We start from the raw sequence: 24,481 nt of genomic DNA, 5'->3' as shown, positions 1-24,481 counted from the left end.
AGCCGCGTACAGGGGAAAGATGGTTATCAATATTGCTTCAATTGAAGCCCTGTTGGGCTGCTGTTTGTGTAAGGGGAAGGATTCCTCCCCGTGCATGAATGACAGGGGTTTCCATCCGTCCCTTTACCAACCCTAATTTTCGATGAATCAACACTCAGGAAAACCAACCCCCTCCACATCGTCTCAAACCCCCCGGTTAAAATCCGGGTTGCAAGCGGTATTGGAAAGCTTAGACGTGCAGCTCGAGGCAGAATTAACCCGATACCGACGCCAAAAGCGCGGCGAAACCGTCGAACCCGGGGAAGGGCGCAACGGTTGGCAAGCCACGCAACAGAACTCCTTAGATTTAATCACCCTCAGTCCGAATCACAGCAGCAGCGATCGCCCCCTAGAGGCTCCCCCACAGCTCAACTCGAATAAAGCCCTCGAACTGCCCGGATTTGTGGAAGGGCAATCCAAAGGGGAGAGCAATGGCAACGGTTCTAACAAGGTGGTGCGATTAGCGATCGCTCCGGAGAGCGAAAATGGCGAATTAAGCGCGCGATCGGGTGAAAGCTCCGCCAGTGCCTCTGCGGAATCCAACCCCCCGAAGGAGCAAACCAGTGGCGCTTTGATTTCCACCTTCAAACCCGCCACCCCGGATGATTATCTCGAATCCTCAGAAAAACTCGTCAAAACCTTAGACGAACAAGAAGCCAAAGCAACAAAGCGTCGTTCTCGCCAGGACAAAGACGCCTCCCAAAACAGCTTGTGGACTCCTTTAGGCATCGGCTCGATGTTGCTGTTTGTGGTTGCCAGCGCCACGTTAATCTATGTACTTGTCAATCCTCCGGAGAATTCCACGGTAGGTGCGGGTGGGACTACGGTGGACAGTGCCAGCAATTCCGACCCTGGCAAACCGGAGTCGATTTCACCAGATTTAACCGATCCGCAATTTGAGCCATTAGATTTGGAACAGTTGGGAACGATTCAGGAAGAACCGGCCACCTCGTCAGCACCGGTGGGGGAAACTGGGCTTCCGGAAGTGCCGGTGAATTCCCAAGCTACCCCGGCACCGGCAGCGCCAAGGGAAACGCCCAGCAATTCGCCGGGATTGAGCAATCTCAACACCGATTATCTTACCCAGTCGGCCCAGCCGGCGGATTCTTTGCCCCCCAGCAGCACTCAAGGATCCGAGCCAGCACCGACAAATAATGCCGCCGGAGAGATTCCCGCCACCAGTGTCGCGCCGAGTCCCGCACCGGGAGCCTCAGTCAGCACGCAATCATTTCCCAATTTTTATTATGTGGTGATGGATTATCAAGATAGTGAGAGCTTATGGAATGCAAGGCAGGTGGTGCCGGATGCTTACGTGCGCGAATTTCCGATTGGGGTAAAAATTCAGGTGGCGGCGTTTGAAGATGAGGCGTCGGCGAAGATGATGGTGGAGCAGATGACCCAGCAAGGGATGAATGCTCAGGTGTATCAGCCGTAAGCCAGCAGTGGTGTCCTGTGCGATACCATAATATTAAAGAGCGCCCGAGGTCTGTGAAGTCCCCGAGTGGCCAAGCGCTCCCAAACTAGGAAAAAAATGGAGTTGTTTATGGGATTGTTTGACCGAATCATCAGAGTGATTCGCGCCAACATTAATAGTTTGATTAATAAAGCTGAAGACCCGGAAAAGATTCTCGAACAAACCGTCATGGACATGCAAGAGGATCTGATTCAACTTCGGCAAGCGGTGGCGCAGGCGATCGCGACTCAAAAACGCACCGAACGTCAGTTTTCGCAAGCTCAGTCTACGGCAGATGAATGGTATCGCCGCGCCCAATTGGCCTTGCAAAAAGGGGATGACAACCTGGCCAGGGAAGCCCTGACGCGGCGCAAGTCCTACCAAGATACTGCCAATGGGATGAAGGCGCAAATCGACCAGCAAACGGCAGTGGTGGATAACCTGAAGCAAAATATGCGCGGGTTGGAAAGTAAAATTGCCGAGGCGAAGACGAAAAAAGACCTTTATCTGGCGCGGGCGCGATCGGCGAAAGCATCCGAGAAACTCAATGAAATGCTAGGCACTGTAGGCACCGGTGGGGCAATGGCGGCGTTTGAGCGCATGGAAGAAAAAGTCATGCAACTGGAAGCGCGTTCTGAGGCAGTTGCCGAACTTGGAACCGACGATCTCGATCGCAAATTTGCCTCTCTCGAATCCGGTGGGGCGGTGGAGGATGAACTGACATCGATGAAAGAAGAAATGCTCAGCGGTAGCCAAACCCAAGGGCAATTGACCGGATCTGCTTCTGGGGGGAAAGATCCCGAAATCGAAGGAGAATTGGAAAAACTGCGATCGGAAATGGAAGACTCGTGACGGGGCGGGTTTCCTTCCCCCCGCACTCAGGGGCGGGCCACTGGTGGGGAAAACTTGCCTCGGTGGTCACTCCCGGGGTGGTAGAACGGTAGCGGCGATCGCTATGGGTGACGTTTTAGCGTAAAGTTGCCTATAATTAAAGCGCAAAGACATACTAGAATATCATATTTATCTGACACTGAAACTGTTTAAACTGACTTGACCCGCGCAAGTCTCCAGCCCCAACAATCGCTCTATTCCTGATGTTGCTGCATCTACCGCCCCTGTGTCCCCTCGGACCGAAACGCCCACCAGCGCGATCGCTGTAGCTGAAATATTTCGGGCGCAACCGAGGAGGCGATGAAGTGTTGAAACGAGCAGAACTCTTCTGCTGCAACCGGAGCGATCGCCCGCCTTCGGAAAATCTGCGTGCATGAACCGCGCCAACCCGGGAGAGCGTTGTTACTTTCTCGTTGCCAGCGAGTACATTAATAGTAGAAGGCCGTCGGCCAGAAGCTAGGAATTATCTTGTAAACCCGAAAAGGAAACAGAAAATCATGGGATTGTTCGATCGCATTAGCCGAGTCGTCAAAGCCAACCTGAATGATATGGTCAGCAAGGCGGAAGACCCCGAGAAAGTCCTAGAGCAATCTATTATAGATATGCAGGAAGACTTGGTGCAGCTACGCCAAGCTGTTGCCAGTGCCATTGCTAACCAAAAACGCACTCAGAAACAGTACGAGCAAGCCAACAATGAAGCCAATACGTGGCAGCAGCGCGCTCAGCTTGCGCTGCAAAAAGGAGATGAAAATCTCGCCCGGGAAGCCCTGGTTCGCAAAAAGTCTCACTCGGATACTGCTGCGACACTGAAAGAGCAGCTCGATGGGCAAATCAATCAGGTAGAAAACCTGAAGCGCAACCTGATCGGCTTGGAAAGCAAGATTTCTGAAGCCAAAACGAAGAAAAACATGCTCAAGGCGCGGGCACAAGCTGCCAAGGCGAACGAACAACTGCAAAGTACCCTGGGTTCGATTAATACCGGTGGTTCGATGGCGGCGTTTGAGCGCATGGAAGAGAAAGTGTTGCAAATGGAAGCGCGCTCTCAAGCGGCGGCGGAAATTGGTGGATCCAGTCTGGATGACCAGTTTGCTCAACTGGAAGCCGGCAGCGATGTGGATGACGAGCTCAGCGCGATGAAAGCCCAGCTCAGCGGGGCTTCTCCTTCGCAACAAGCCCTACCTGCCTCGGAAGAAGGCGGCGGCGCGCAGAAGTCTGAGGTGGATGACGAACTCGATCGCCTGCGAAACGAACTTAACAACATGTAGGGTGTTGTTTACTTTCAATTTTTTGACGCCTCAAGCGGTTGTGCGGTGGCAAATTGCCCCAGGTTACTTTCAGCTAACGCTTGAGGCGTTTCCCATTGCCACTTGAGTGTCGCGAAATATTAAGTTTTTTTAAGAATTATGAGATTGTGACTGCCGAGGGGTTATCTAGGGGTCGGCTTGCAGATAATCTAGTAATGAGTGATTTATAGCGGGTGGCATGAGCAGCATTAAAACAATTACCGATAGCGAATTTGATGTAGAGCTAGAAAAAGCCACAAAGCCAGTATTGGCCTACTTTTGGGCGAGTTGGTGTGGCCCTTGTCGTCTGGTGTCGCCTTCCGTGGAGTGGGCGGCAGATGAATATGGCGATCGCCTGAATGTCCTCAAACTGGAAGTCGATCCCAATCCAGAGGCGGTAAAAAAATGCCAAGTGGAAGGGGTGCCGGCCCTGAGACTGTTTCAAAACGGGCAGTTGATTGCTTCCCATGAAGGGGCGATTACCAAACAAGGACTCACCAGCTTCCTCGATACCCACCTGTGATACTTAATTTCCCCGTTCTCTTCTCCCCCGTAAATAGCCATGCAGTTTGCCAAACGTTTAGAACCTCTGCGCTCTAATGTCTTTGCGGATATGGATAATGCGAAGGCAAGGGCAAAAGCAGCCGGACATGAAATCATCGATTTATCTCTGGGGTCGTCCAAGCAACCCCCTGCCGAACACACGATCGCGGCGATCGCCACTTCCCTGCCGGATCCGGCAAGCCACGGCTACGTGCTGTTTCACCGCACCCAAGCCTTTCGGGAAGCTGCCGCACGCTGGTACACCAATCGCTACGGGGTTGAGGTGGATCCGCAAACCGAGGTGCTGGCCCTGATCGGTTCCCAGGAAGGCACCGCCCATTTACCCTTGGCGATTTTAAATCCTGGGGATTTTGCCCTGCTGATGGATCCAGGATATCCCTCTCATTCCGGTGGGGTGTATTTAGCCAGCGGTCAGATTTATCCGATGCCCCTGCAGGAGTCCAATGGGTTTTTGCCGGTATTTGAGGATATTCCGCCTGCGGTACTCGAACAAGCGCGGATGATGGTGCTGAGCTATCCGCACAATCCAACGACTGCGATCGCGCCGTTGTCCTTTTTCCAAAAAGCGGTTGCTTTTTGTCAGCAACATGACTTGGTGCTGGTTCACGATTTCCCCTACGCTGACTTGGTGTTTGAAGGTGAACCCTCGGCAGTTGCCCCGTCGGTGTTGCAAGCGGATCCGCAGAAAACCTGCTCGATCGAGTTTTTTAGCCTGTCCAAGTCCTACAATATGGGCGGGTTGCGGATCGGCTACGCGATTGGCAATCCGGAGTTGATTTTGGCTCTGCGACAGGTGAAAGCCGCGATCGACTTCAACCAATATCAGGGGATTCTGAATGGGGCGATCGCTGCTCTGAGCGGCTCTCAAGCTTCGGTGAAAGAGACGGTGGAAGGCTTCCGCGATCGCCGCAATGCCTTTGTGGGCGCACTCAACCGCATCGGCTGGCAGTTGCCCATGCCCCAGTCTACCATGTACGTTTGGGCGAAACTGCCGTCAGCCTGGGCAAACGATTCGGTGGCTTTTTGCACCCAAATGGTGGAGCAAACTGGGGTGGCTGCCTCTCCCGGTGCCGGATTTGGTAAAGCTGGGGAAGGGTACGTGCGATTTGCCTTGGTTCAGGATCCATCGGTTCTGGAACGGGCGGTGGAGCGGATCGCTGAGTTTTTGCAGGCTTCGGCAAGGTAAAGAAAATCCACTGTTTGAACCACCGATGGGGCTATCTCATCGGTGGTTTGCGTTATATATGCGGCAATTATCCGCCAAAAAATTCCCTTTTTTCCCTCACCGGCGGAAACTTTGCACAGTCTTCATAAAAACTTTATTCAACTCTACAAGAACTTTATTGTCACGCAAGAAATTCTCGGATAGGCTAGGATTAGTTGAGCCGGAAGGCGCGTCTCGATAAGCAAAAGCATGGGTTAAACCAAATTTATGCTGGCGCAGGGGGCAAGCAGTTTTCACAGGGTGCATGACTCGAGTAATTTAGTTCGATCGCCAATAAGATGCGATCGCGATCGCAGCCCCACTAAAAAAAGTAGAGTTTAATAAGAATAGAAAGCAGAGACAATCCGATCGCAGCCGGGACGACCCCGTTCAACTGACAGGAGTTACAGGAGACAAAGATTATGGCAGGACTTATCAACAAACTTTCGATCGCCGCCTCGGTGGCAGTGGGTATTGGAGCGATCGGCACCGCCCCCGCGCTGGCCGGCAGCCTGACCGACCCGCAAGTGAATGGCACTCATCTAACCTATGATGCAGACGATACCAACACCTTTCTGACCGACAATACGGCGCAGAATTGGCAAAAAGCTCTTTTGGGTGGAGGGAACATCGAACTTGGTGGTAACACCACACACGCCGGCACTGCAGACTTTCAAAATGCAACCACTCTCACCGGTTTGCTCAACGGACAAGAGATTACCTTCAGCAGTCTGACGGAAGATGACTGGAATAGCGATTTAGATGGCAACGGTCAGAGCTTAAAGTGGGACTGGTTTGACGCCGCTTGGAATAATTTGGACAGTGGCTTGAAAGCCGTGTCACCCACCCCGAATAAGGCCTTCGCCTTTTTCGGTTGGGGTATGAAAGGAGGCTTCCAACGCTTCAGCGACCCGAATATTGCCTCGGTGAGCCAAGATGAGAATGGCTATATCAATTTTGCCCTTGCCGGACACCTGAATCACGAAACGGGGTTAAAGATGAGCGAAGTGGTGAAGGTGGAGTACGGTGGCAAAACGGATTATTTCTATGCGTTCGGACAGGGAGAAGATTCGGGGTTAGTTGACAGAGCCGATGGCGTTTCTCACAGCGCACTGTACAGTTTCGGATTCCAACCCGAGGTTTCGGTTCCGGAACCTTCTACCATGCTCGGTTTAATGGCTGTGGGTGGTTTGCTGGCGGCGAGCAAAAAGCGCAAAGCAAATAAGGAAAATGCCGAAGTCTAGATTGGTGAGGAAATAAAGCAGGTGCGATCGCGCCTGTTTGGTTGATGCCTTCGCAGCGGATAAGGGTTGCGAAGGCATGTTGTTATCTTCCCACCAGAGCTTTGCTTTCCTAGGGCACTCTACGGTGGGGAATTGTTAGGGAGAGGTCGATCGCGCCAAATCGGGGCAATAAAAAAACCCTCCCGAAAGACAGGGTGGGTTGCACTTAAATAAAGATAAAAATGGAAATCCATCGTTGCCCTAGGTATGGATGTTTGTTCTTGCTATCCTTGTTGTAGGATATCGATATTCAGGGATTCGCTGGATCCTTGATTGAGGGTGGTGGGTAAGGGGAGGAAACTGCTGCCGGCGAGTACCGGAGTGGTGGGATTTTGTTGGCAGGTCAGGACATTTTGGCCGGGGACGCTGCTGAAGGCGGGACAATTGCCGTAGGTACAGGCTGAAGCGGCGAGATAGGCGTCGAAGTCCTTGTCTTTCACGCAGTTGGCCCACGCTTCGGGGTCGGTGCCGGATCCAGCACATTTAAAGGTGAGGGTTAAGCCAATGGCTTTGAGCGCACAACCGGCATCCACGGTACAACCGTCTTTCGTGTAAACCCCCAACCCGCTTGGCGTATCGGTTTCGGAATAGCTATCGCCGGCATATAAGCCATCCATTTGAGTGGGTTCGGCGAGAAGCTGGTCGAGGGTAATATTTAGATCCATAGCTATCATTTCCCCGAAGATTTGTTGCTCGAAGCTCAAGCCTTCATCGATGAGAGCTTGGAGGTCTGAATCGCTGTCGTCGCCTAAGGAGGGAAAGCTGGCGGCGGGTGCTGCGGTTCCCATTGCTAAGAGGGCTGCTCCTGCGATCGCGGCTAGAATTTGTTTCATCGGTAAATCTCTCAAAAAAAAATACTGGCAATAGTTATGAATATTAATGGCCGATTCGGTTCGATCGGACAAAAGTGGTTTTTCAATCGCCGAGGCTGCGCGTCGGAGTAGATTGCCGAATCGCATTCCTCTAGGAAGTTATGCCAGAGTTTTTTGCAGGGGCGATTGAGAACCTGACTCAGTGGAGTCTGGGAGAATTTGAGCGTTGTTTGCGCTGGTTGTACGTTCCCATCTTATCCAGTAAAAACCCCTTCGTCAATGGGTCAAATCAATAAGAAAGGGATCGACAAGGGGGAAGTTTTATGAAGTTTTGGTAAAGTTGTGGAAGCGATAGGAAAAACCGAGGGTGCGGAAACGAAAAGATTGCGATTGTTTAACCATTAAAAATAAAGTGTCCCATATCGCCAGGGAGGGCAGGGGTGGTTTTTGTTGGATCCAGAGAGCGTTTGGCGCGGGGAGGTGGGAAAAGGGCTGTGGGGGATGAAGCGATCGCGCCGGGGAATTACCACAGAAGCGATCGCCTGGGCAGTTTTCTTCCGATCGCGTCAGGGGGTAGACTCGGTGCAGGGTGTATTGTCCATCGGCGGCGGCGATCGGGTTCGGAAGGGGGTTAAATCCTTCAGGGTGGGGGCTTCTGGGCGTTCGAGTCGGCGTTGCAACGATTGAAGCTTGCTATAAAGGAAACAACTATTTGGGTCAATTAGAGATGAAAGCAACCAATCCTACGCAAATTTCCCTGAGAGCTGCCCAAGTGCTAAAATTAGCGGGGCTGGTGTTAATTTTAGTGTCGGCGATCGATTATATAATGCTACCGATTCCCCTACAACTGGGAGAAGTGGACTGGCGGGTGAGAATGACCACGGAGTTTGTGGAACGGGGTATCGTTCCCCTTCTCGGAATGGGGTTGGTATTTGCCGGCTATGCGTTTGAGAATATCGTCGGGGTAGCCTCTCCACCGCGCAAACCTTGGTCGGATTTAAAAGCGTGGATTTTTTTAATTTCTACTATTTTTAGCATTGTGTTTTTGCTATTAGTGCCGTTACATATCGCGAATGTTTTTGCGGCGCGATCGCAAACCTTTGCCCGAATCGAGCGAGAATCGATTCAGACTGAAGAACAACTCGAAAGCCGCTTGCAACAACAACAAAACCAAATTAATGCTCTGCTGTCGAACGATCCGAATCTGAATGATTTTGTCAGTCGCGATGGCTTGAGTGCAGAACAATTAGCGCGGTTGGAAGAGTTTCGCGAAGATCCAGAGGCTTTGGAAGAACAAATCGAACGGATTCGGGAAAATTTGAAAAAAGAAATTGCCAAACGCAAGCAAGAAGCCGAATCCAGCGCCACTCTAGCAGCGCTCAAGTCTAGCGTGCGAATTGGGGCGAATAGTTTGCTTTTAGCAAGCTGTTATATTGCGATTGCTTGGGGAGGATTAAAGAAGAAAAAGCGAGTTCAAAGACCGAGGGGCTAAGTGTTTTTTAATGGCGATCGCCTCCAGCAGACGCTTTCTAGAACGTGGGTGCAATCAAAAGTAAGGGTGCCAATTATGCAAGTATATTTATTCCGGAGAGGCGGTAGCGCTGGTAGGCGTTTCCTCCTGGGGGAACGAGCGATCGCGATGCAGATGAAATGTAGGGGCACAGGGCACGCCCTGTGCCTACAGGCGGTGCTAGGGAGAAAGTTGGGATTGGCGCTAATCCCGAACCAATGCTCTAGCACTTTTCCACAATTCGCCGCGATCGCTTACAAACTGGCTTGCAGTTTATCTAACAATCCCTCAATGTAGTCTAGCGCACTGGCGATGGTTTCGGGATTTTCGATATCCACATCCACATATTTCCGCAGGGCTTCTACTTGATTCAGACTGCCACCGGCTGCCAGTAATTCCAGATATCCGGGAATAAACTCCTTGCCGATTTCCCGATATTTCTGGTAGCAAGCTAAACTGACAATATTGGAGGCGGTGTACTGATAGCAGTAGAAGGGTTTGAAGAAGATATGACCGATGCGCGCCCAGTCATACTGATGTTCTGGCAGTAATTCCACCGCATCGCCGCAGAGTTTGCCATAGAGTTCCATCCATTTCTCGTTGACGAATTGGGCATCGAAACTGCCTTGTTTGGCGCGATCGTGAATTGCCATTTCTAGCCGACTAATTGTGCTTTGCCGGAACAACAAATTAAGCTGATCCTCTAGCTGGCGAGTCAGCAGGGATTTCATCAGCGACTTGTTATCGGTAGAGGTTTTCAGCAGGTAATCCAACAGCAGCAGTTCGTTAAATGTGGAGGCAATTTCTGCCAAAACCAGGGGCGGATTGCTGTTATAATAGGATTGTGCGGCATCGATCCAGGCAAAGTGCAGTCCATGTCCCATTTCGTGGGCGAGGGTAAACAGGGAATTGTAATCCTCGGTGTAGGAGAGCAGCAGATAACTGTGTTTGCCGTGAGAATAGGCGCAAAAGGCACCGCCGCGCTTTCCGGGTCGCACTTTGGCATCGATCCAGTTTTTCAGGAAAAATTCTTCTGCCCGTCGGGCATAGTTGACGTCAAATTCTTGTAATGCTGCGAGCAAGGTTTCCACCCCGGCATTATATTTCACTGGGGGTAGGGGTTCCTCGTCTAAGCGAGTCCAGGGGGCGTAGATATCGCAGATGCGGATTTTTTCACCCAGTGCCTCGCCTTTGAGTTTATAATAGCGATCGAACAGTTCAAAGCGACTGGCAGTGCCTTCCATAATCGCGCGGAAGACCGATTCGGAGACTTCATCGGCCAACAATTGCTTGTGCAAGGTGGAGGGGTAACGCCGCATCTGACTTTCGATGCGATGGTCTTGGGCGATCGTGTTGACCACGAAGCCATATAGGGAGTTGTGCTGTTTGAGTACCTTTCGCACGGATTGGTAGGCATTATACCGCACGTCTGGTGAGGGATGAAACAGCAGGGCGCTGAGTTCGGCTTCTGTGCTGGAGGTTTTGCCGTCGGGGGTGGTGACGGGTTCGTATTCTTGTTCCCCGAGGTGAACCGATCGCAGTTGTATGAAGGCTTGTCGTCCCGTGAGACTGTCTTGGTTGCGGGTTTGTTCGATTTCTTCCGAGAGTTTGTGCGGGCGAAATTCGGCAATTCGCTGCAAGTAATGGGTATAGGTTGCCAATTCTGGGGCGGCGAGTAAGCCCTGGAATTTATCTTCAGTAATTTGCTGTAGTTCTAGGTCGAAAAATAGCAGTTGGTTCTCGATTTCGGTCAGGGCTTCCATGACTTTATCGAGAAATTGCTTTGCTTCGCTGTTGCGGGTATCGGCGGCAAAAATCAGGGACGGATAGGCATAAACGTAGCCGGATTTTTGCCCGATGCTTTCGAGTTGGCGCAAGGCATTGGCGATGTCTTGCGGGTTGAGTGCGGCTACTTTCCCCCGATAGGCGCGGCGAAACTCATCGGCGCGTTGTTGGAGGCTATCTAAATCTTGATGGAGTTGGGGGTCGTCGAAGCTTTGGTAAAGGTCCGACAAGTCCCATTCTTGCGGGGTTTCTAGATTGGCGATCGCTGGCGATTGTGGGGTTTGAACCAAAATAACCCTCCTTGGTGCTGTTTTTGCTTACTGTTTTATTATGATAGATTTTTTTGACATAGGAGTTACGCAATGGGTCGGGAATTACGCTCAACCTAGGAGAGGGTGGGGATTTCCCCGCCTACCAGTCTTCCGAAAGTGGGCTAAAGGCGGTCATTTTTAGCCTTTCTGGAATTTGCGGTTGACAAAAGCACGTTGGTGGGTTACTATTTTACTGTGGGAATCTGTGCCGCCATATATATAGCTAGATTGAACCCGCATTTTCCCCTTTTCCAGAGTCACGAAGGGTGGGGGTTTTATAAGATTATTGAGCGAAGAATTGTAAGTAAATTGCGGTTTCGATGAGGGCGATTAAATTATTTAGCCCATGCATGGCGATGGGAACGTAAATCGACTGGGTTTTCAGCCGCGCATAGCCGAGAATTAGCCCGAAGATGGCGATGATAAAAATATAGTAGGCGTCATATTGCAGGTGAACGATCGCCCAACTCAGTGCAGAAATGGCTAAAGCGCCGGTATTTCCCAAGGGAGAGGCGCGAAATCCCTCAAATAAAAAGCCGCGAAAGAAAATTTCCTCAAAAATGGGTGCGACGATCGCCACGGCGAAATATAATAACGGTAGAAAGCCCGCCGTTTGGTAAAGTTTGACGGTCCATTCCGGGACAATGGGAGGAGGGAAAAAATAGGTGAGGGCGTCAGAGGCGAGGAGAAAGGCGAGGATAATTAACAGCCATTTTCCCAGTTGTTTGGGGTTTGGTTTTTTCAGGCTCAAATACTCTTCCACGGGATAATTTTCTCGCATCTTGGCAAACCACCAGGTTAACCCGAGTCCCACAGTGCCAGAGGCAATAAAAGCTAAGGTATTTAACAATCCGTTTTCCGATAAGCTTTGCAGTTTTTCTGCATTAATATCCCCGAGGGTATCTACACTCAAAACGAGGAATAAAATCGATACGGCAACTTGAGTGAGTAAGTAGGCGATCGCCACCACTACAGAAAATCCAATTGTTGCCCCGATTCCCCAAGGTCCTGTAGGGCGTTGTTTTTTGGATTGGTCTAGGTCATTGGTCATTGGCCAGGGTTCCTTTTGAGCCGCAAATTTACCCAGTTTAAATAGACTTTAGCAGAAAAAACGCCGTTGTCAAGTGCAGTTGACTACAATTTGCAGCCTACCTGAAAAAGCAGCCGAGGCGCAAGGGGTTTTCGCCCGGTTGCCGCTGGGGTGGATTTGCTAAAATAGAACCAGAAGCCTGGAGGGTAAAAAAAACCTTGAAAATTGGTAAATTAACAACTGATGGTGATGCAATCTAGCCAAACCGAACCGCTGCTGAAAAACCCCGATCGCCTGGAACAGCGACTGCAAGAAATCCCGCCGGATCCGGGGGTGTATTTGATGCGAGACGCCAGCGATCGCATCCTTTATATTGGCAAGTCGAAAAAACTGCGTTCTCGGGTGCGGTCTTATTTCCGCGCTTCCCAACCTTTGAGTCCGCGAATTTCCATGATGGTGCAGCAGGTAGGGGATATCGAATTCATCGTCACCGATACTGAAGCGGAAGCGTTAGCACTGGAAGCCAACCTAGTGAAGCAGCACCAACCGTATTTTAACGTATTGCTGAAAGATGATAAAAAATATCCCTATTTGTGCATTACTTGGTCGGAAGACTATCCGCGAATTTTTATCACCCGCAAGCGCAAACGCAGCAGTGCAAAAGACCGCTATTACGGCCCTTATGTAGATGCAGGAGTATTGAGGAGTACCGTGAATTTAGTCAAGCGCATTTTTCCGTTGCGCCAGCGTCCCCAACCCTTGTTTAAAGACCGTCCCTGTTTGAACTACGATATCGGGCGCTGTCCGGGGGTTTGTCAAGCGTTGATTTCGCCAGCAGAGTATCGGCAAATCGTGCAAAAAGTGGCGATGGTGTTTCAAGGTCGAACGGAGGAATTAATCGAGATATTAACCGCGCAAATGGAAGCGGCGGCGGCGGCGTTAAATTTTGAACAGGCGGCGAAGATTCGCGATCGCATTGCTGGGTTAAAGTCGTTGAATGCGGCACAAAAAGTTTCTTTGCCTTCGGATACGGTGTCTCGGGATGCGATCGCCCTAGCAAGTGATGGCGATCGCGCTTGCGTGCAGTTATTTCAAATTCGGGCCGGCCAATTGGTGGGACGGTTGGGATTTGTGGCGGAATGCGGGACGACTTCTGCCACAAATCCGGGGGATGAGATGGAGTTGAGGGGAGAAAATGCCGGGGAAAAAGTGGCAGAATTGGGGTTAATTTTGCAGCGGGTTTTAGAGGAGCACTATCAGAATGTGGAGTCGGTGGAAATTCCCACGGAAATTCTGGTGCAGTATGAGTTACCCGAGGCGGAAATGTTAGGGGATTGGTTGAGCGATCGCAAAGGTCGAAAAGTGGCGATTTTTGCGCCACAACGGCAAAGCAAAGCTGAATTAATTGAGATGGTGGAAAAGAATGCCGACTACGAATTAGCGCGGATGAAACGACTGAGCGATCGCAATACCGAAGCGATGCAAGATTTAGCAGAAATGCTGGATTTGCCGGAATTGCCCCGTCGTCTGGAAGGGTACGATATTTCTCACGTACAGGGGTCGGATGCGGTGGCGTCGCGGGTGGTGTTCCTGGATGGTATGAGCGCCAAGCAGCACTATCGTCGCTACAAAATCCGCAATCCAGAAGTGCGATCGGGTCATTCCGATGACTTTGCCAGTCTCGCCGAAGTCATCCGTCGTCGCTTCCGGGAGGCGGCAAAAAGCAAGCAGGAAAGCGGGCAAATCGACCCCAGGGCCGAGATGCCGGATCTGGTAACGATCGATGGGGGAAAAGGTCAACTCTCGGCGGTGGTGGAAGTGCTGCGGGAGATGGATCTGCTCTCGGATGTAGCGGTGGTGAGTTTAGCGAAACAGCGTGAGGAGGTCTTCCAACCGGGAGAATCTTTGCCCGTGAATGCGGATCCGGATAGACCTGGGGTGCAATTGTTGCGACGGTTGCGCGACGAAGCGCACCGATTTGCCGTAACATTTCACCGCCAACAACGCACAGAACGAATGCGGCGATCGCGCTTGGATGAAATTTCCGGGTTGGGATTTGAACGGCAAAAACGATTGCTGGCGCATTTTCATTCCATCGACTATATTAGTATTGCCACTCCTGGGCAACTCGCTGAGGTACCCGGAATTGGGCCGCGTCTGGCACAAGAAATTTACGATTATTTCCACCCATGAACGTAAATCCGAAAATCCTGAAACGCGCGATCGATGTGGCGATCGGCACTGCGATCGCCTTGGAAATTGGCATTATCATTATTTATCTCGGCAGTATTTTGCTGACGCGACAACCGTTTTCCTTCTTTGATATGGATGGTCGCATGACCTTTTCCACGGTATTTCAAGCGCTGATTATTCTGTCGATTAGCTTGATTTTTTTCGGGTTAGCTTGGGTACCGAGAACCCCTTCCGAACGTCCGACGCGCCGTTTTTGGCTAACGATCGCCGCTTTGATTTTTTACGCCGGATTGGACGAACTGTTCAAACTGCATCTGGGATTTCATAGTTTAATTCCCATTGTGGGAACGAAATACTGGATTGTGATTTATAGTTCGTTAATTGTCATGGTAGGCATCGGGTTTTACCGAGATTTTAAATCGGTCTGGTATTTTTCCCGCACTTGCATGCTAATCGGTATAGCGGGACTGGCGATCGCGATTTTTGGGGCATTTTTCTGGGAAATTTTCAAATACATTCTTCTTGCAACCCCTCCTGTCCTTGTTTTTCCCCAATCGCACATTTGTGGCGTTTTTTGCGGATAAAGTCAGAGTCGCCCTAGAGGAAGGATTTGAAACCCTGGGGGAAATCTTAATCCTCTATTCCGCCTTACTTTACCTCGTGAAAAAATTAGAACAACGCTATCCGGTAACGCCGGACAAGTTGCGCTGATTTTAGCATCAAAATCCTTTTTTTATCGACTAAATGCATGGATTAAAACGATCCAGGGTAGGGTGTGTGACCCCCGGGATGCGGTTGTGCAATGTCCCCCGCTCCAATTCGGGGGGTCACGCACCGAAATGCATGGAATCCAACCCACTATTTAAAGAAAGGTTTGCAACCCGGATTTGTATTATATCATATTCGCCGGAATCAATGTAAAAAAAGCGGTTAATCTCGCGACTCTTTAGCTAAAATTAGGTTTAGCACATTTAACTCGGAAGAATTCAGCAAATACTTATCGGTAAACATTTTTTCCCGCAGTTGTGCTAAGCTGTAACTTCTAAAAATCAGGAAGGGAAATTCGCGATATTTTCGCCCAATGGGAAGTATGTCGTAAGAGGGATAAAGGGAATAAACATACCGAGAGAGTAGGGTTCGAAATTCCCTGTCTTCTTCCTCGTGGGGATTGGTCTTAAAATATTCGCTCAGTACGTTAGGTTTAACTAAGGCAAATAACGGTAAAGCATAATAGCGATCGCTGTTTTCGCTGTACTGTTCGAACCATTGGGTGCGATCGCATTGTCCTTCGAGTAACTTCACCAACTCCATCGCCCCGTCTCGAATTCCCGATCGCAGATTTTCCGCATATTGCGGACTTCGGCTAATCTTATTCATTTTTTCCAGCAGTTGGCGATTCGCATACCTTCTAATCTGCTGTTCCAAACGAATTTCGTATATTTCTTCTAAACGCTGTTTTATCGGAACCACGAGCAAATTCCCCGTCAGATGACCCGCTTCCAAATTGCCAAATGCCAATAACCGATCCAGGGAACCTCCGAAATTGGCAAATTCGCGCTGGAAATCTTTTCGCAACGACAGATAAGAAACACACTGATTTTCTGATGCTTTTTTCTCCTGAATTAACAGGAATTCTGCTGTTTCGAGAATTCCTTGCAAACTGCTAAACACATCCCGTAAAATTTTATGACTCGGTTTGCGACGATACTCGTTTTTCAATTCTCGAATTAAATTCGTCATTTGCCCGGTAAAGGTGGTTCCGGCGGCGGAAACCGATTTACCCCCGATGGGAATCATCAAACAGTCTTTTCTTCCCAAACGTCCCGCGCCCCAAATCCGGGTCATTATCGAAATTTTCAAAATTAGCAGAATATTCAACATGCTGAGGATGCTTTCTTGCAGAGAAATTTTTCGCTCTTGGGCGTAATTATCCTCAGACATTTCCAGCGTTTTCGGGTAATAAATGGCGCGATCGCATAAATAAAAACACAGAAACTTGTCCTCATTGTCCAGAGTTTTAACATTACCATCCTCCCAATATTCTCCCCGCGCCCGATAAATCACCTGAATCACCTCCATCAGGTTGCGTTCGATTTGAAAGCGGGGAATTTCCACCAGAATGTGCTTTGCTTTGGGAAACGACAACCCGCGACTGGCGGAAGAGGTCATAAACACCACTTGTACCTCTTGTTTGTAGTATTGGATTTTGCGTTTTTCCGCTTCCGAGAGATTGGCGTGAATTTCCAAATAATGCACATCCGGATCGAACTGCTGGCGGCGATCGCGAATAGTTTCGATGAGTTCTTGCAACCGCCGTTTATCCTGAACGTACACCAACAGTTGACCTGCTGCGGGATTATCTAACAACCCGAGAATATCTTCCGTAATTTTCCGTTGTACTGCTTGAATTAACGGTTTTTCTTTTGCTTGAAACAGTGTCGGTTTAAATTTCACACATTGGAAAAACACCTTATACGTGACTTGCAAACTTCGCGCCGGATAAGAGTTGGCATTAATCACCCTTGCGCCTAACTTTTGCTTTTGCTTAAACTGAAACGGTTGCATTGAAAGTGATGCAGCAGGTTGTTTTGCGAGGCGAAAATAAATTTTATCCGGTTCTGGTGAGGTTTCCGAAAGATGCTGATGGATAACTTCCGGGTCTACAATCGAAGCATCGGCGACAATGACTTTCGTATTGAATCCATGCTGTGGGTCGGTTAGTTGATATTGGTGCAACCACTTGTCAATTCCGCTTAAAAACGATGCGCCGCTATCGTCGCCGGTGATTTCATCTACCATGATAAAAATATGCTTAATGCGCTGGGAAATTTGGCGTATTTTTGCGGGAATGACTCGGTTATCTCTGCTGTTGTAGGCAGATTTAAAGATATTTGTTAAGTGGTCTAGGGTGTTTCTTCCGTTGGGAGTGACGCGCAAGGACTGAATGGAAACGGTGGCGATAATAGTGTTGGACAAGTTGTCGGCGATCGCGGTATGAATTCCCTCGCAAATTGTCTTCATTACTCCGGCGCAACGCTGACCGCGATCGCGAAACCTATCCTCGGTAATTTGCTGTAATCGGGTAGAATTCTGGTGCATATTCGCGGGATTGACATTGGCGGCGTTAATAAATTGGAGGGTATTGGCGGTAAAATTATTTTGCCGTTGATTAGACTGATAGTGAAGCGTCGGACGCCCATTGTTGTCTTGAATAATCACCGAATTAGTGGTCAGGGAAAATAAGCGATCGTCGGAGAATTGTCCCGTTTGCGGCGATTTGAATTTTTCGATAATATCCAGGTTGACTTGTTTGCGCGGACTGACGTAGAAAAATAAAAAGCCTTCGTTGGTGTGTGCTTGCAGGAAGTTGGCGATCGCGGTAGTTTTGCCAATTCCGGGATTCCCGGTTAAAAAGAGATAGGTATCTGAAGAAACCAGGGATTTTTTAATTAGTTCCGCATGAGCATTTCGCAGGGTTAACCCGGGTGGAATTTGCAACTGGGCGGCTAATTCTGGGGAAATGGTTCCCAGGGAGTTGAAAAAGTCGGCAATGCATTCTTGATGAACCACCTGGGTGATGCGATCGCCCTTTTCTGCTAAAGGTTTTTCCGATAAAGCATTCACCAAGGTTTTGCCATTGTTAAAACTGCGCGCCGCACTTCGCTGAATCTGCTGCAAAACCTGCTGACGGGCGCGGTGGATTTCTGACTGTGGGGGTTCGTTTTTATAAATTGTAGCGCAGGTGGCTAGCACATCGAGATTTTCCGGATGTAGGGCGATGCTGTTGACGTTGCGATCGCTATATCCCACTACATTAAACATCACAGATGCATCAGCGGGCAATCGGGCATTTTCTTGTAAAAAGTTATAAAAGCTGTGGGCGTAGGAAGCAGCTTGAATTAATTTGGTACTTTCTTTATCTTGGCGCTTAAATGCGGTAAAATATTGTCGGAGGTCTTTGGAAAAATCCACCCCCAGTTCCGGCGTCGTTCCCGTGTCGATCCGCAGCTTGGAAAATACACTTTTCGAGCGCAGATAGCTCAATTCGCTCATCAATAATTGCCGCATCACTTCTACATTATCTAACGCTAAGATATCTTCGGCAGATTTGACCGAAAAGATAGATAAATCCACGCAGAGAATGCGAAACTGCTGACGATAGCGCAGGAGCATCAAGGTATCGGATCTGAGAAATTCGCCTTTTTTTGCGTATTGGTTAATTATGCGATCGCGATGATTGATTTCGCCAAACTGAGATAATAATGCCTCATATTCCTTCTGTGCGGCTTTGCTGTAGGTGCCGATGCTGTTTTCTCCAGAAAAACTGCACTGATAGTAGAGAATTTCTAACCGTTTGAGCTGCTTTTCTTGCAATCCCATCGAATGCAGGTACTCGCGGAAAAAGTTCAACCCTGCCAGAAAGCCTTTTTGAATAAAAAATCGGCTCCATTGTTGGACGATATCGATATTTTTTAATTCGATGAGTTTGCTGTCTTTTACAATGCGCTTGGCAATTTTCCGGAGTTGCAGTTGTTGCAAATCCTGCCGATATTTGTCTGCGAAATGGTGGGAGATGGCGTATCGGTCTATATAGGCAAGAATGCCGATATTAAATCCGACTTCAAACAAACGCCCGAGTTGTTCTGCGATATTGGTTTTTTGTGTCATCCGCTAAAGTTGCTATATAAAGTTTTTATGATACCATATTTTGCGTCGGGGGAAGTATTTGGTGGGGGTTAATTTTTCTGCGCGAATCAGGGATAATTTCTGTAGCATTGCGGGAGGGAAATGATGCGCTGAGAATGGAGGGGATGGGATTTGCTTGCTATTGGGGAGTTAAGGGACGCAAAGCGATTGACAAAGGGCGTTATGATGAACTAGGCGTTAAGTTATGTTAAGACCCTTGAGTGCAACATCGAGAACGACAGATTCTGCGACCCTACCCAAAAGCTGGTATGCCCTCAACCCGATTTGGGAAGGAGGGGAGGAGGTGGTGCGGGAGGGACTTCCCCACGATCGCCTTGCGCCGGCGTGGCAGATTTTATTGCTTGGAGACGGTTCCCCCACTCGTCACCTGAAACTGCTTACGAGAAAGCAGACGGAAGTGGATGTAATCGATATGTCTCCGATTGGCATGAGCGCTGATGGCGCGCCGGATCCGATCGCCTCGGTGCCCGGCCCGAGACTGCGGCGACAGGTGTGGCTACGCACAGAATCCGGGCAGCGGTTAGCCTATGCCGTTTCTTGGTGGGAGGCGAGTCACGTGGACGAGTATTTACAAAACCGTTCTATTCCGATTTGGGAGAGTCTTTCGCGCTTGCACACGGAACTCTATCGAGACGTACAAGGGATTCACTACGGTGATTCAGAAGCGTTAGAAAAAGCCTTTGGCGAACCTGGACCGTTTTGGGGAAGGCATTACTTATTTTGGCATCGAAAAAAGCCCTTGACATTAATTTACGAAGTATTTTCTCCGTATTTAACCACCTATCTCGGGCCGACCAAAAAATAAGAATTAAGAATTAAGAATTCAGAAATTATCTAACAACTGTTTTTTCAATTCTTAATTCTTAATTCTCAATTTAACCCATTGACCGATGCGAGTTTACGCCTTGGCCATTTTTTCCAGAATCAGTTTAGAGCGTTTGACATTATCTGGGATAGAGATGGGGTAATCCCCGGTAAAACAAGCCGAACAGAAACTATTCGGGTCTTCGTTGGTGGCGTTTAGCATTCCCTCCCAACTGAGATAGGCGAGAGAATCGACGCCGATTTTCGCCTTAATTTCGGCCACGGATTGTGTGGCGGCGATGAGCTGATCTTGAGTATCGGTATCGATACCGTAGAAGCAGGGGTGAGTGACGGGGGGGGAAGAAATTCGCATGTGAACTTCCGTGGCACCGGCATCGCGCAGGGCTTTAACGATTTTATAGCTCGTGGTACCGCGCACGATAGAGTCATCCACCATCAAGACGCGCTTGCCGACGAGGACATCTTTGAGGGGGTTAAGTTTCATGCGGATACCGGATTCGCGCATACTTTGGGTGGGTTGGATAAACGTGCGTCCCACATAACGATTTTTGATCAATCCTTCCGCGTAGGGGATTTCCGATTCTTGAGAGAACCCGATCGCGGCGGGGATACCGGAGTCTGGCACGCCGACGATGATATCCACATCGGCGGGAGATTCCCGGGCCAGTTGGCGTCCGATCCGCAGGCGATAGCTATACAGGGTTTCGTCATTCATCATGCTATCGGGGCGAGAGAAATAAATCTTCTCGAAGATACAGAGTTTGCGCTGTGGTTTTTGGCTCCAGTGAAACGAGGCGAGACCTTCCTCAGTAATCCAAACCAGTTCGCCCGGTTCCACATCGCGGAGGTATTCGGCACCGATGATATCGAAGGCGCAGGTTTCCGAGGCGAGGACATAGCGTTTGGGGTGGGTATTGAAAAAGCCGATCGCCAAGGGACGGATGCCGTGGGGGTCCCTGGCTCCCATGACCCCTTGGGGAGTTGCGATCGCCAGACTATAGGCTCCCTCGCACTGTTGAAATGCGCTGATAGTGGCATCTAGCCAATCTTTGCCCTTGTCTACTTCCAACCCGATCGCGATCGCGATCATTTCCGAATCCGTCGTTGTCACTAGATTGCAATTCTGCGCCGTGAGCTTGTGGTGCAGGTTCGCAGTATTGACAAGATTGCCATTATGTGCTAGTGCTAAAGCTCCCAAGCGGGTGTCCACCACTGCCGGTTGAGCGTTCAGCACCCGGGAAGATCCGGTGGTGGAATAGCGGGTATGTCCCACCGCCAAGTCCCCGGGCAAGCGTTCCAGAATTTCTTCGTTAAAAACTTGGGACACTAACCCCATATTTTTATGTAGATGCACCTGACGATTGCGATCGAAGGTAGCAATCCCGGCAGATTCCTGACCCCGGTGCTGCAGAGCATACAACCCAAAATAGGTCAGTTTTGCCACATCTTCGCCCGGAGCATACACCCCAAACACGCCACAAGCTTCTTCTGGTTTATCCGGAAGGGGTGAAATGTCGGCAGTGGTGCTTTCGTCTGGGTCGCCATTGACAATATTTTTCGATTGCGCGTCAGAGGGCTGGGGATGATTGGAAATCATGCTTCGGCTTCGCTCCTGTTGGGTATAGTCGATTGACGGGGAATGTCCGGGTTTGCAGACAAGCGGCGTTCGATGGCATTAGACCAGCGATCGCTCATCACTGTCATACTAACCTTGATTAAGGGAAGGTTATCAACCGTAAGAACCCGTAAACCCATATCGGATCCTTCGACACGGCCAATTTTTTCCCAATTTTCCCCTAACTGTTTCTGTAGATAAGATTCCCAAATTGCCACATGATGCGACGATACAGAGACTACAATTCGGGCACCGCCTTCGGCGAATAAAATTTCATCCCAGCGTTGGGTCGAGTTTTGGATTTCTGATGATGCGGTTTCGCTTTCCTTATCTCCCCCTTGGAGCGACAAAGCGATCGCCGCTCCCAAATTGCCGCCAATGCAGCTTTCCGCCAGGGCAACCGCCAATCCGCCTTCCGCACAATCGTGAGCCGATCGCACCCATCCTTGGGCGATGCCATAGCGACAAGCCTCCTGGACCTGCCGTTCCAAATCATAATCCACCCGAGGCGGTTTGCCGGCCACCAAACCGTGAACCCCCGCCAAATATTCCGAACCCCCCAGAGACAGGTGAGGCAATTGAGAACTCACCGGCAATCCCAACAAATAAATCGTATCGCCGACGCTGTGCCATCCTTGAGAGCAGATGCGTTCGAGGGAAGCGATCGCCCCCACCATGCCAATCACCGGCGTGGGATAAATCGGCGTCGGATTCCCATTAGCATCCAGAGTTTCGTTGTACAGGGACACATTCCCCCCAGTCACCGGGGTACCAAATTCCCCGCAAGCTTCAGCAATGCCCTGACAAGCGGACGCCAATTGCCAGTACCCCACCGGTTTTTCCGGACTGCCGAAATTCAGATTATCCGTCACCGCCACCGGTAAGGCACCCACACAACTGAGATTGCGCGCCGCTTCTGCCACCACTGCCTTTGCCCCTTCATAAGGGTCGAGATAAACGTAGCGGGCATTGCAATCCACCGTAGCGGCGACCCCACGGGTGTAGGGCGTGGCGGTATCTCCCGTGGCGGCTGCCCCGGAAATCCCCGTAGGGGCGGAAAACTCTTGCGGACGCAAGCGCACCACCGCCGCATCGGCACCGCCGGGAATCATCATGGTGTTGTTTTGCACTTGGCGATCGTATTGTCGGTACACCCACCGCTTCGAGGCGATCGTGGGGGTATCTAACAATTGCAGCAGGATATCATTCCAACTGGTTTGCCCCCCCGAGAGTTCGATTCCCCCTGGATTGCAAGGGGGCAGCGCATCCGGGGTCCAGGCCCAGGCTTTTTTCGCATACTCTGGCGCTTCGCGGGGCACTTCTCGATGATAAATCGGCGTATCGTCAGCTAATGCGGTGGAAGGTACATCGGCGGCGACTTGCCCGTGATAGAGAATTCGCACCCGAGGTTCTGGGATGACCTTGCCGGCGACTACGGCATGCAGTCCCCATTTGTGGAAGATATCGATCAGTTCTCCTTCGCGACCTTTTTCGGCGACGAAGAGCATTCTTTCTTGGGATTCCGAGAGCAGGAATTCGTAGGGTACCATGCCGGTTTCGCGGACCGGGACTAAATCTAAATCGAGTTCGATGCCCAGGTTGCCTTTGGCGGCCATTTCTGAGGTGGAGCAGGTAATGCCCGCCGCTCCCATATCTTGGGCGGCTACTACTGCGCCGGTTTTGAAGGCTTCTAGGCAGGCTTCGATCAGGGATTTTTCCAGGAAGGGGTCGCCCACTTGCACGGCGGGGCGATCGTCGGCAGATTTATCGGTGAGTTCGGCACTGGCGAAACTCGCGCCGCCCATGCCATCTCTGCCGGTGGTGGACCCGACGTAAAGCACTGGGTTGCCAATGCCGGATGCCCCAGATTTGACGATTTCTGGGGTTTCCATGATGCCTAGGGCCATGACGTTGACCAGGGGATTGCCGGTGTAGGCGGGGTCGAAGTAAACTTCGCCGCCTACGGTGGGTACGCCGACGCTGTTGCCATAGCCGCTGATGCCGGCGACGACGCCCTCGAAAATCCGGCGGGTGCGGGCATCGGTGAGGGACCCGAAGCGCAGGGAATTCAAGACGGCGATCGGACGCGCGCCCATTGTGAAGATGTCGCGCAGAATCCCGCCGACCCCGGTGGCGGCTCCTTGATAGGGTTCGATCGCGCTGGGATGGTTGTGGGATTCGATTTTAAAGGCAAGGCGCACTCCGTCTCCCAAGTCTACGATGCCGGCATTTTCCCCCGGTCCGACTAGGATGCGATCGCCTGTGGTGGGAAATTGTTTGAGCAGGGGTCGGGAGTTTTTGTAGCAGCAATGCTCCGACCACATGACGCCGAACATTCCTAATTCGGCTTTGTTGGGATGACGCCCTAGCCGTTTGACGATTTCTTCATATTCTTCGGGTTTTAACCCTTCGGCTGCTATTTCTTCTGGCGGAAACGGAGCGCTTGATATTGCAGACATGGATAGGCAGTTGCACCAAACGTACAGCAGATTTATTTTATCGGGATTTTTCGCGATCGCGCCGATTTACAGGTTTTCCTAACAATTGCCAGCGCTGCTCGCCCAGTTCGTTTCCCTCTTTCTCCGGCTCCTGGGCAACCCTCCCCGCCTCTGCGCCTCCCCGGCAGTCCATCTCCCTGCAAGCGAACCACCCCCTGTCAGCACACCACAGTACCCGGTCTCTCCCGATTTTTAGCATCATTCCAGCATGAAAAAAAATGGAATAAAAAAGCAGTTTAACTCGTTTAACTCGTTTTAACTCGTTCCTAGGCTCCCGCCTGGGAACCCCCTACCGAGGCTCCGCCTCCCCCTCAATAGCAAAATAATTTGCACCCTTGCTTATAGCAGTTCTCATATGAGTGAGGTAACGAATTTTTTACCTCGGAGGTGCAAACGCGGTGGGGACTATTCGGCTGCGGATCGCATCAAGCAACAGACCTGCTATATTTCACCACCACCACGCGATCGGTGGAAAAAA

The 24,481-nt window shown here is 50.5% G+C and carries 19 protein-coding genes; 13 read left to right on the top strand and 6 right to left on the bottom strand.

Features of this window, described 5'->3' with window-relative positions; all coding sequences use genetic code 11:
* The first annotated feature begins 142 nt into the window (after positions 1-142).
* The 6 genes from LKK83_RS04490 to LKK83_RS04465 all read left to right on the top strand — a co-directional run bounded on the left by LKK83_RS04490 (position 143) and on the right by LKK83_RS04465 (position 6,678).
* Positions 143-1,474: a hypothetical protein gene (locus tag LKK83_RS04490; protein WP_324629694.1), complete on the top strand. Its 1,332-nt coding sequence runs from the start codon at positions 143-145 to the stop codon at positions 1,472-1,474.
* 108 nt (positions 1,475-1,582) lie between these two features.
* A complete protein-coding gene (locus tag LKK83_RS04485) occupies positions 1,583-2,344 on the top strand; it encodes a PspA/IM30 family protein (RefSeq protein ID WP_324629697.1) in 762 nt (253 codons plus the stop codon).
* 536 nt (positions 2,345-2,880) lie between these two features.
* Positions 2,881-3,648, top strand: coding sequence for a PspA/IM30 family protein (locus LKK83_RS04480; RefSeq protein WP_324629693.1), 768 nt, complete (start codon positions 2,881-2,883; stop codon positions 3,646-3,648).
* Between the two features lie 217 nt (positions 3,649-3,865).
* Positions 3,866-4,189 carry a thioredoxin family protein gene (locus LKK83_RS04475; protein WP_324629692.1) on the top strand — a complete coding sequence of 108 codons (324 nt, stop codon included), beginning with the start codon at positions 3,866-3,868 and terminating at the stop codon, positions 4,187-4,189.
* A 39-nt stretch (positions 4,190-4,228) separates the two neighbouring features.
* A complete protein-coding gene (locus tag LKK83_RS04470) occupies positions 4,229-5,416 on the top strand; it encodes an LL-diaminopimelate aminotransferase (RefSeq protein WP_324629691.1) in 1,188 nt (395 codons plus the stop codon).
* Between the two features lie 440 nt (positions 5,417-5,856).
* The gene (locus tag LKK83_RS04465) at positions 5,857-6,678 is read left to right on the top strand and encodes an NF038130 family PEP-CTERM protein (protein WP_324629690.1); all 822 of its coding nucleotides are present in this window, start codon (positions 5,857-5,859) and stop codon (positions 6,676-6,678) included.
* A 263-nt stretch (positions 6,679-6,941) separates the two neighbouring features.
* Here LKK83_RS04465 and LKK83_RS04460 read toward each other — a convergent pair whose 3' ends face one another.
* Entirely contained in the window at positions 6,942-7,550 is a 609-nt protein-coding gene (locus LKK83_RS04460; protein WP_324629689.1) for a hypothetical protein, read from the bottom strand.
* Positions 7,551-7,690: 140 nt separating this feature from the next.
* On the opposite strand from LKK83_RS04460, the gene LKK83_RS04455 reads away from it, so the two are divergent.
* The 3 genes from LKK83_RS04455 to LKK83_RS04445 all read left to right on the top strand — a co-directional run bounded on the left by LKK83_RS04455 (position 7,691) and on the right by LKK83_RS04445 (position 9,021).
* Complete coding sequence (locus LKK83_RS04455) at positions 7,691-7,825, top strand: hypothetical protein (protein ID WP_324629688.1); 135 nt, start codon at positions 7,691-7,693, stop codon at positions 7,823-7,825.
* Between the two features lie 151 nt (positions 7,826-7,976).
* Positions 7,977-8,216, top strand: a complete 240-nt coding sequence (locus LKK83_RS04450) for a hypothetical protein (protein ID WP_324629686.1) — start codon at positions 7,977-7,979, stop codon at positions 8,214-8,216.
* 40 nt (positions 8,217-8,256) lie between these two features.
* The gene (locus LKK83_RS04445; RefSeq protein ID WP_324629685.1) at positions 8,257-9,021 is read left to right on the top strand and encodes an HpsJ family protein; all 765 of its coding nucleotides are present in this window, start codon (positions 8,257-8,259) and stop codon (positions 9,019-9,021) included.
* Between the two features lie 272 nt (positions 9,022-9,293).
* Here the strand turns inward: LKK83_RS04445 and LKK83_RS04440 are convergent, their stop codons facing one another.
* Together LKK83_RS04440 and LKK83_RS04435 are read right to left on the bottom strand one after the other, a co-directional pair.
* The gene (locus LKK83_RS04440) at positions 9,294-11,114 is read right to left on the bottom strand and encodes a M3 family oligoendopeptidase (RefSeq protein WP_324629684.1); all 1,821 of its coding nucleotides are present in this window, start codon (positions 11,112-11,114) and stop codon (positions 9,294-9,296) included.
* Between the two features lie 304 nt (positions 11,115-11,418).
* Positions 11,419-12,186, bottom strand: a complete 768-nt coding sequence (locus tag LKK83_RS04435; RefSeq protein WP_324629683.1) for a CPBP family intramembrane glutamic endopeptidase — start codon at positions 12,184-12,186, stop codon at positions 11,419-11,421.
* A gap of 228 nt (positions 12,187-12,414) precedes the next feature.
* Between LKK83_RS04435 and uvrC the strand changes: the two genes are divergently transcribed.
* The 3 genes from uvrC to LKK83_RS04420 are packed head-to-tail and all read left to right on the top strand — an operon-like array spanning position 12,415 to position 15,069.
* Positions 12,415-14,358, top strand: coding sequence for an excinuclease ABC subunit UvrC (uvrC, locus tag LKK83_RS04430; RefSeq protein ID WP_324629696.1), 1,944 nt, complete (start codon positions 12,415-12,417; stop codon positions 14,356-14,358).
* A complete protein-coding gene (locus LKK83_RS04425; RefSeq protein ID WP_324629682.1) occupies positions 14,355-14,942 on the top strand; it encodes a hypothetical protein in 588 nt (195 codons plus the stop codon). The genes uvrC and LKK83_RS04425 overlap by 4 nt, the downstream gene beginning before the upstream one ends.
* A complete protein-coding gene (locus LKK83_RS04420; protein WP_324629681.1) occupies positions 14,923-15,069 on the top strand; it encodes a hypothetical protein in 147 nt (48 codons plus the stop codon). Before LKK83_RS04425 ends, LKK83_RS04420 begins: the two co-directional genes overlap by 20 nt.
* 219 nt (positions 15,070-15,288) lie before the next feature.
* Here LKK83_RS04420 and LKK83_RS04415 read toward each other — a convergent pair whose 3' ends face one another.
* The gene (locus tag LKK83_RS04415; protein WP_324629680.1) at positions 15,289-19,026 is read right to left on the bottom strand and encodes a helicase-related protein; all 3,738 of its coding nucleotides are present in this window, start codon (positions 19,024-19,026) and stop codon (positions 15,289-15,291) included.
* 223 nt (positions 19,027-19,249) lie between these two features.
* Here LKK83_RS04415 and LKK83_RS04410 point away from each other — a divergent pair, with 223 nt between their 5' ends.
* On the top strand, positions 19,250-19,870 hold the full coding sequence (locus LKK83_RS04410; RefSeq protein ID WP_324629679.1) for a chorismate lyase: 621 nt from the start codon (positions 19,250-19,252) through the stop codon (positions 19,868-19,870).
* A 93-nt stretch (positions 19,871-19,963) separates the two neighbouring features.
* Here the strand turns inward: LKK83_RS04410 and purF are convergent, their stop codons facing one another.
* Together purF and purL are read right to left on the bottom strand one after the other, a co-directional pair.
* Positions 19,964-21,487, bottom strand: a complete 1,524-nt coding sequence (purF, locus tag LKK83_RS04405; RefSeq protein ID WP_324629678.1) for an amidophosphoribosyltransferase — start codon at positions 21,485-21,487, stop codon at positions 19,964-19,966.
* A complete protein-coding gene (purL, locus tag LKK83_RS04400; protein ID WP_324629677.1) occupies positions 21,484-23,964 on the bottom strand; it encodes a phosphoribosylformylglycinamidine synthase subunit PurL in 2,481 nt (826 codons plus the stop codon). Before purL ends, purF begins: the two co-directional genes overlap by 4 nt.
* Positions 23,965-24,481: the final 517 nt, after the last annotated feature.

This window comes from Phormidium sp. CCY1219 (assembly GCF_035615515.1).
Classification (GTDB): domain Bacteria; phylum Cyanobacteriota; class Cyanobacteriia; order Cyanobacteriales; family Laspinemataceae; genus CCY1219.
Note: the sequence above shows the minus strand (reverse complement) of the source record. Positions and strands in the feature narration are given on the sequence as shown.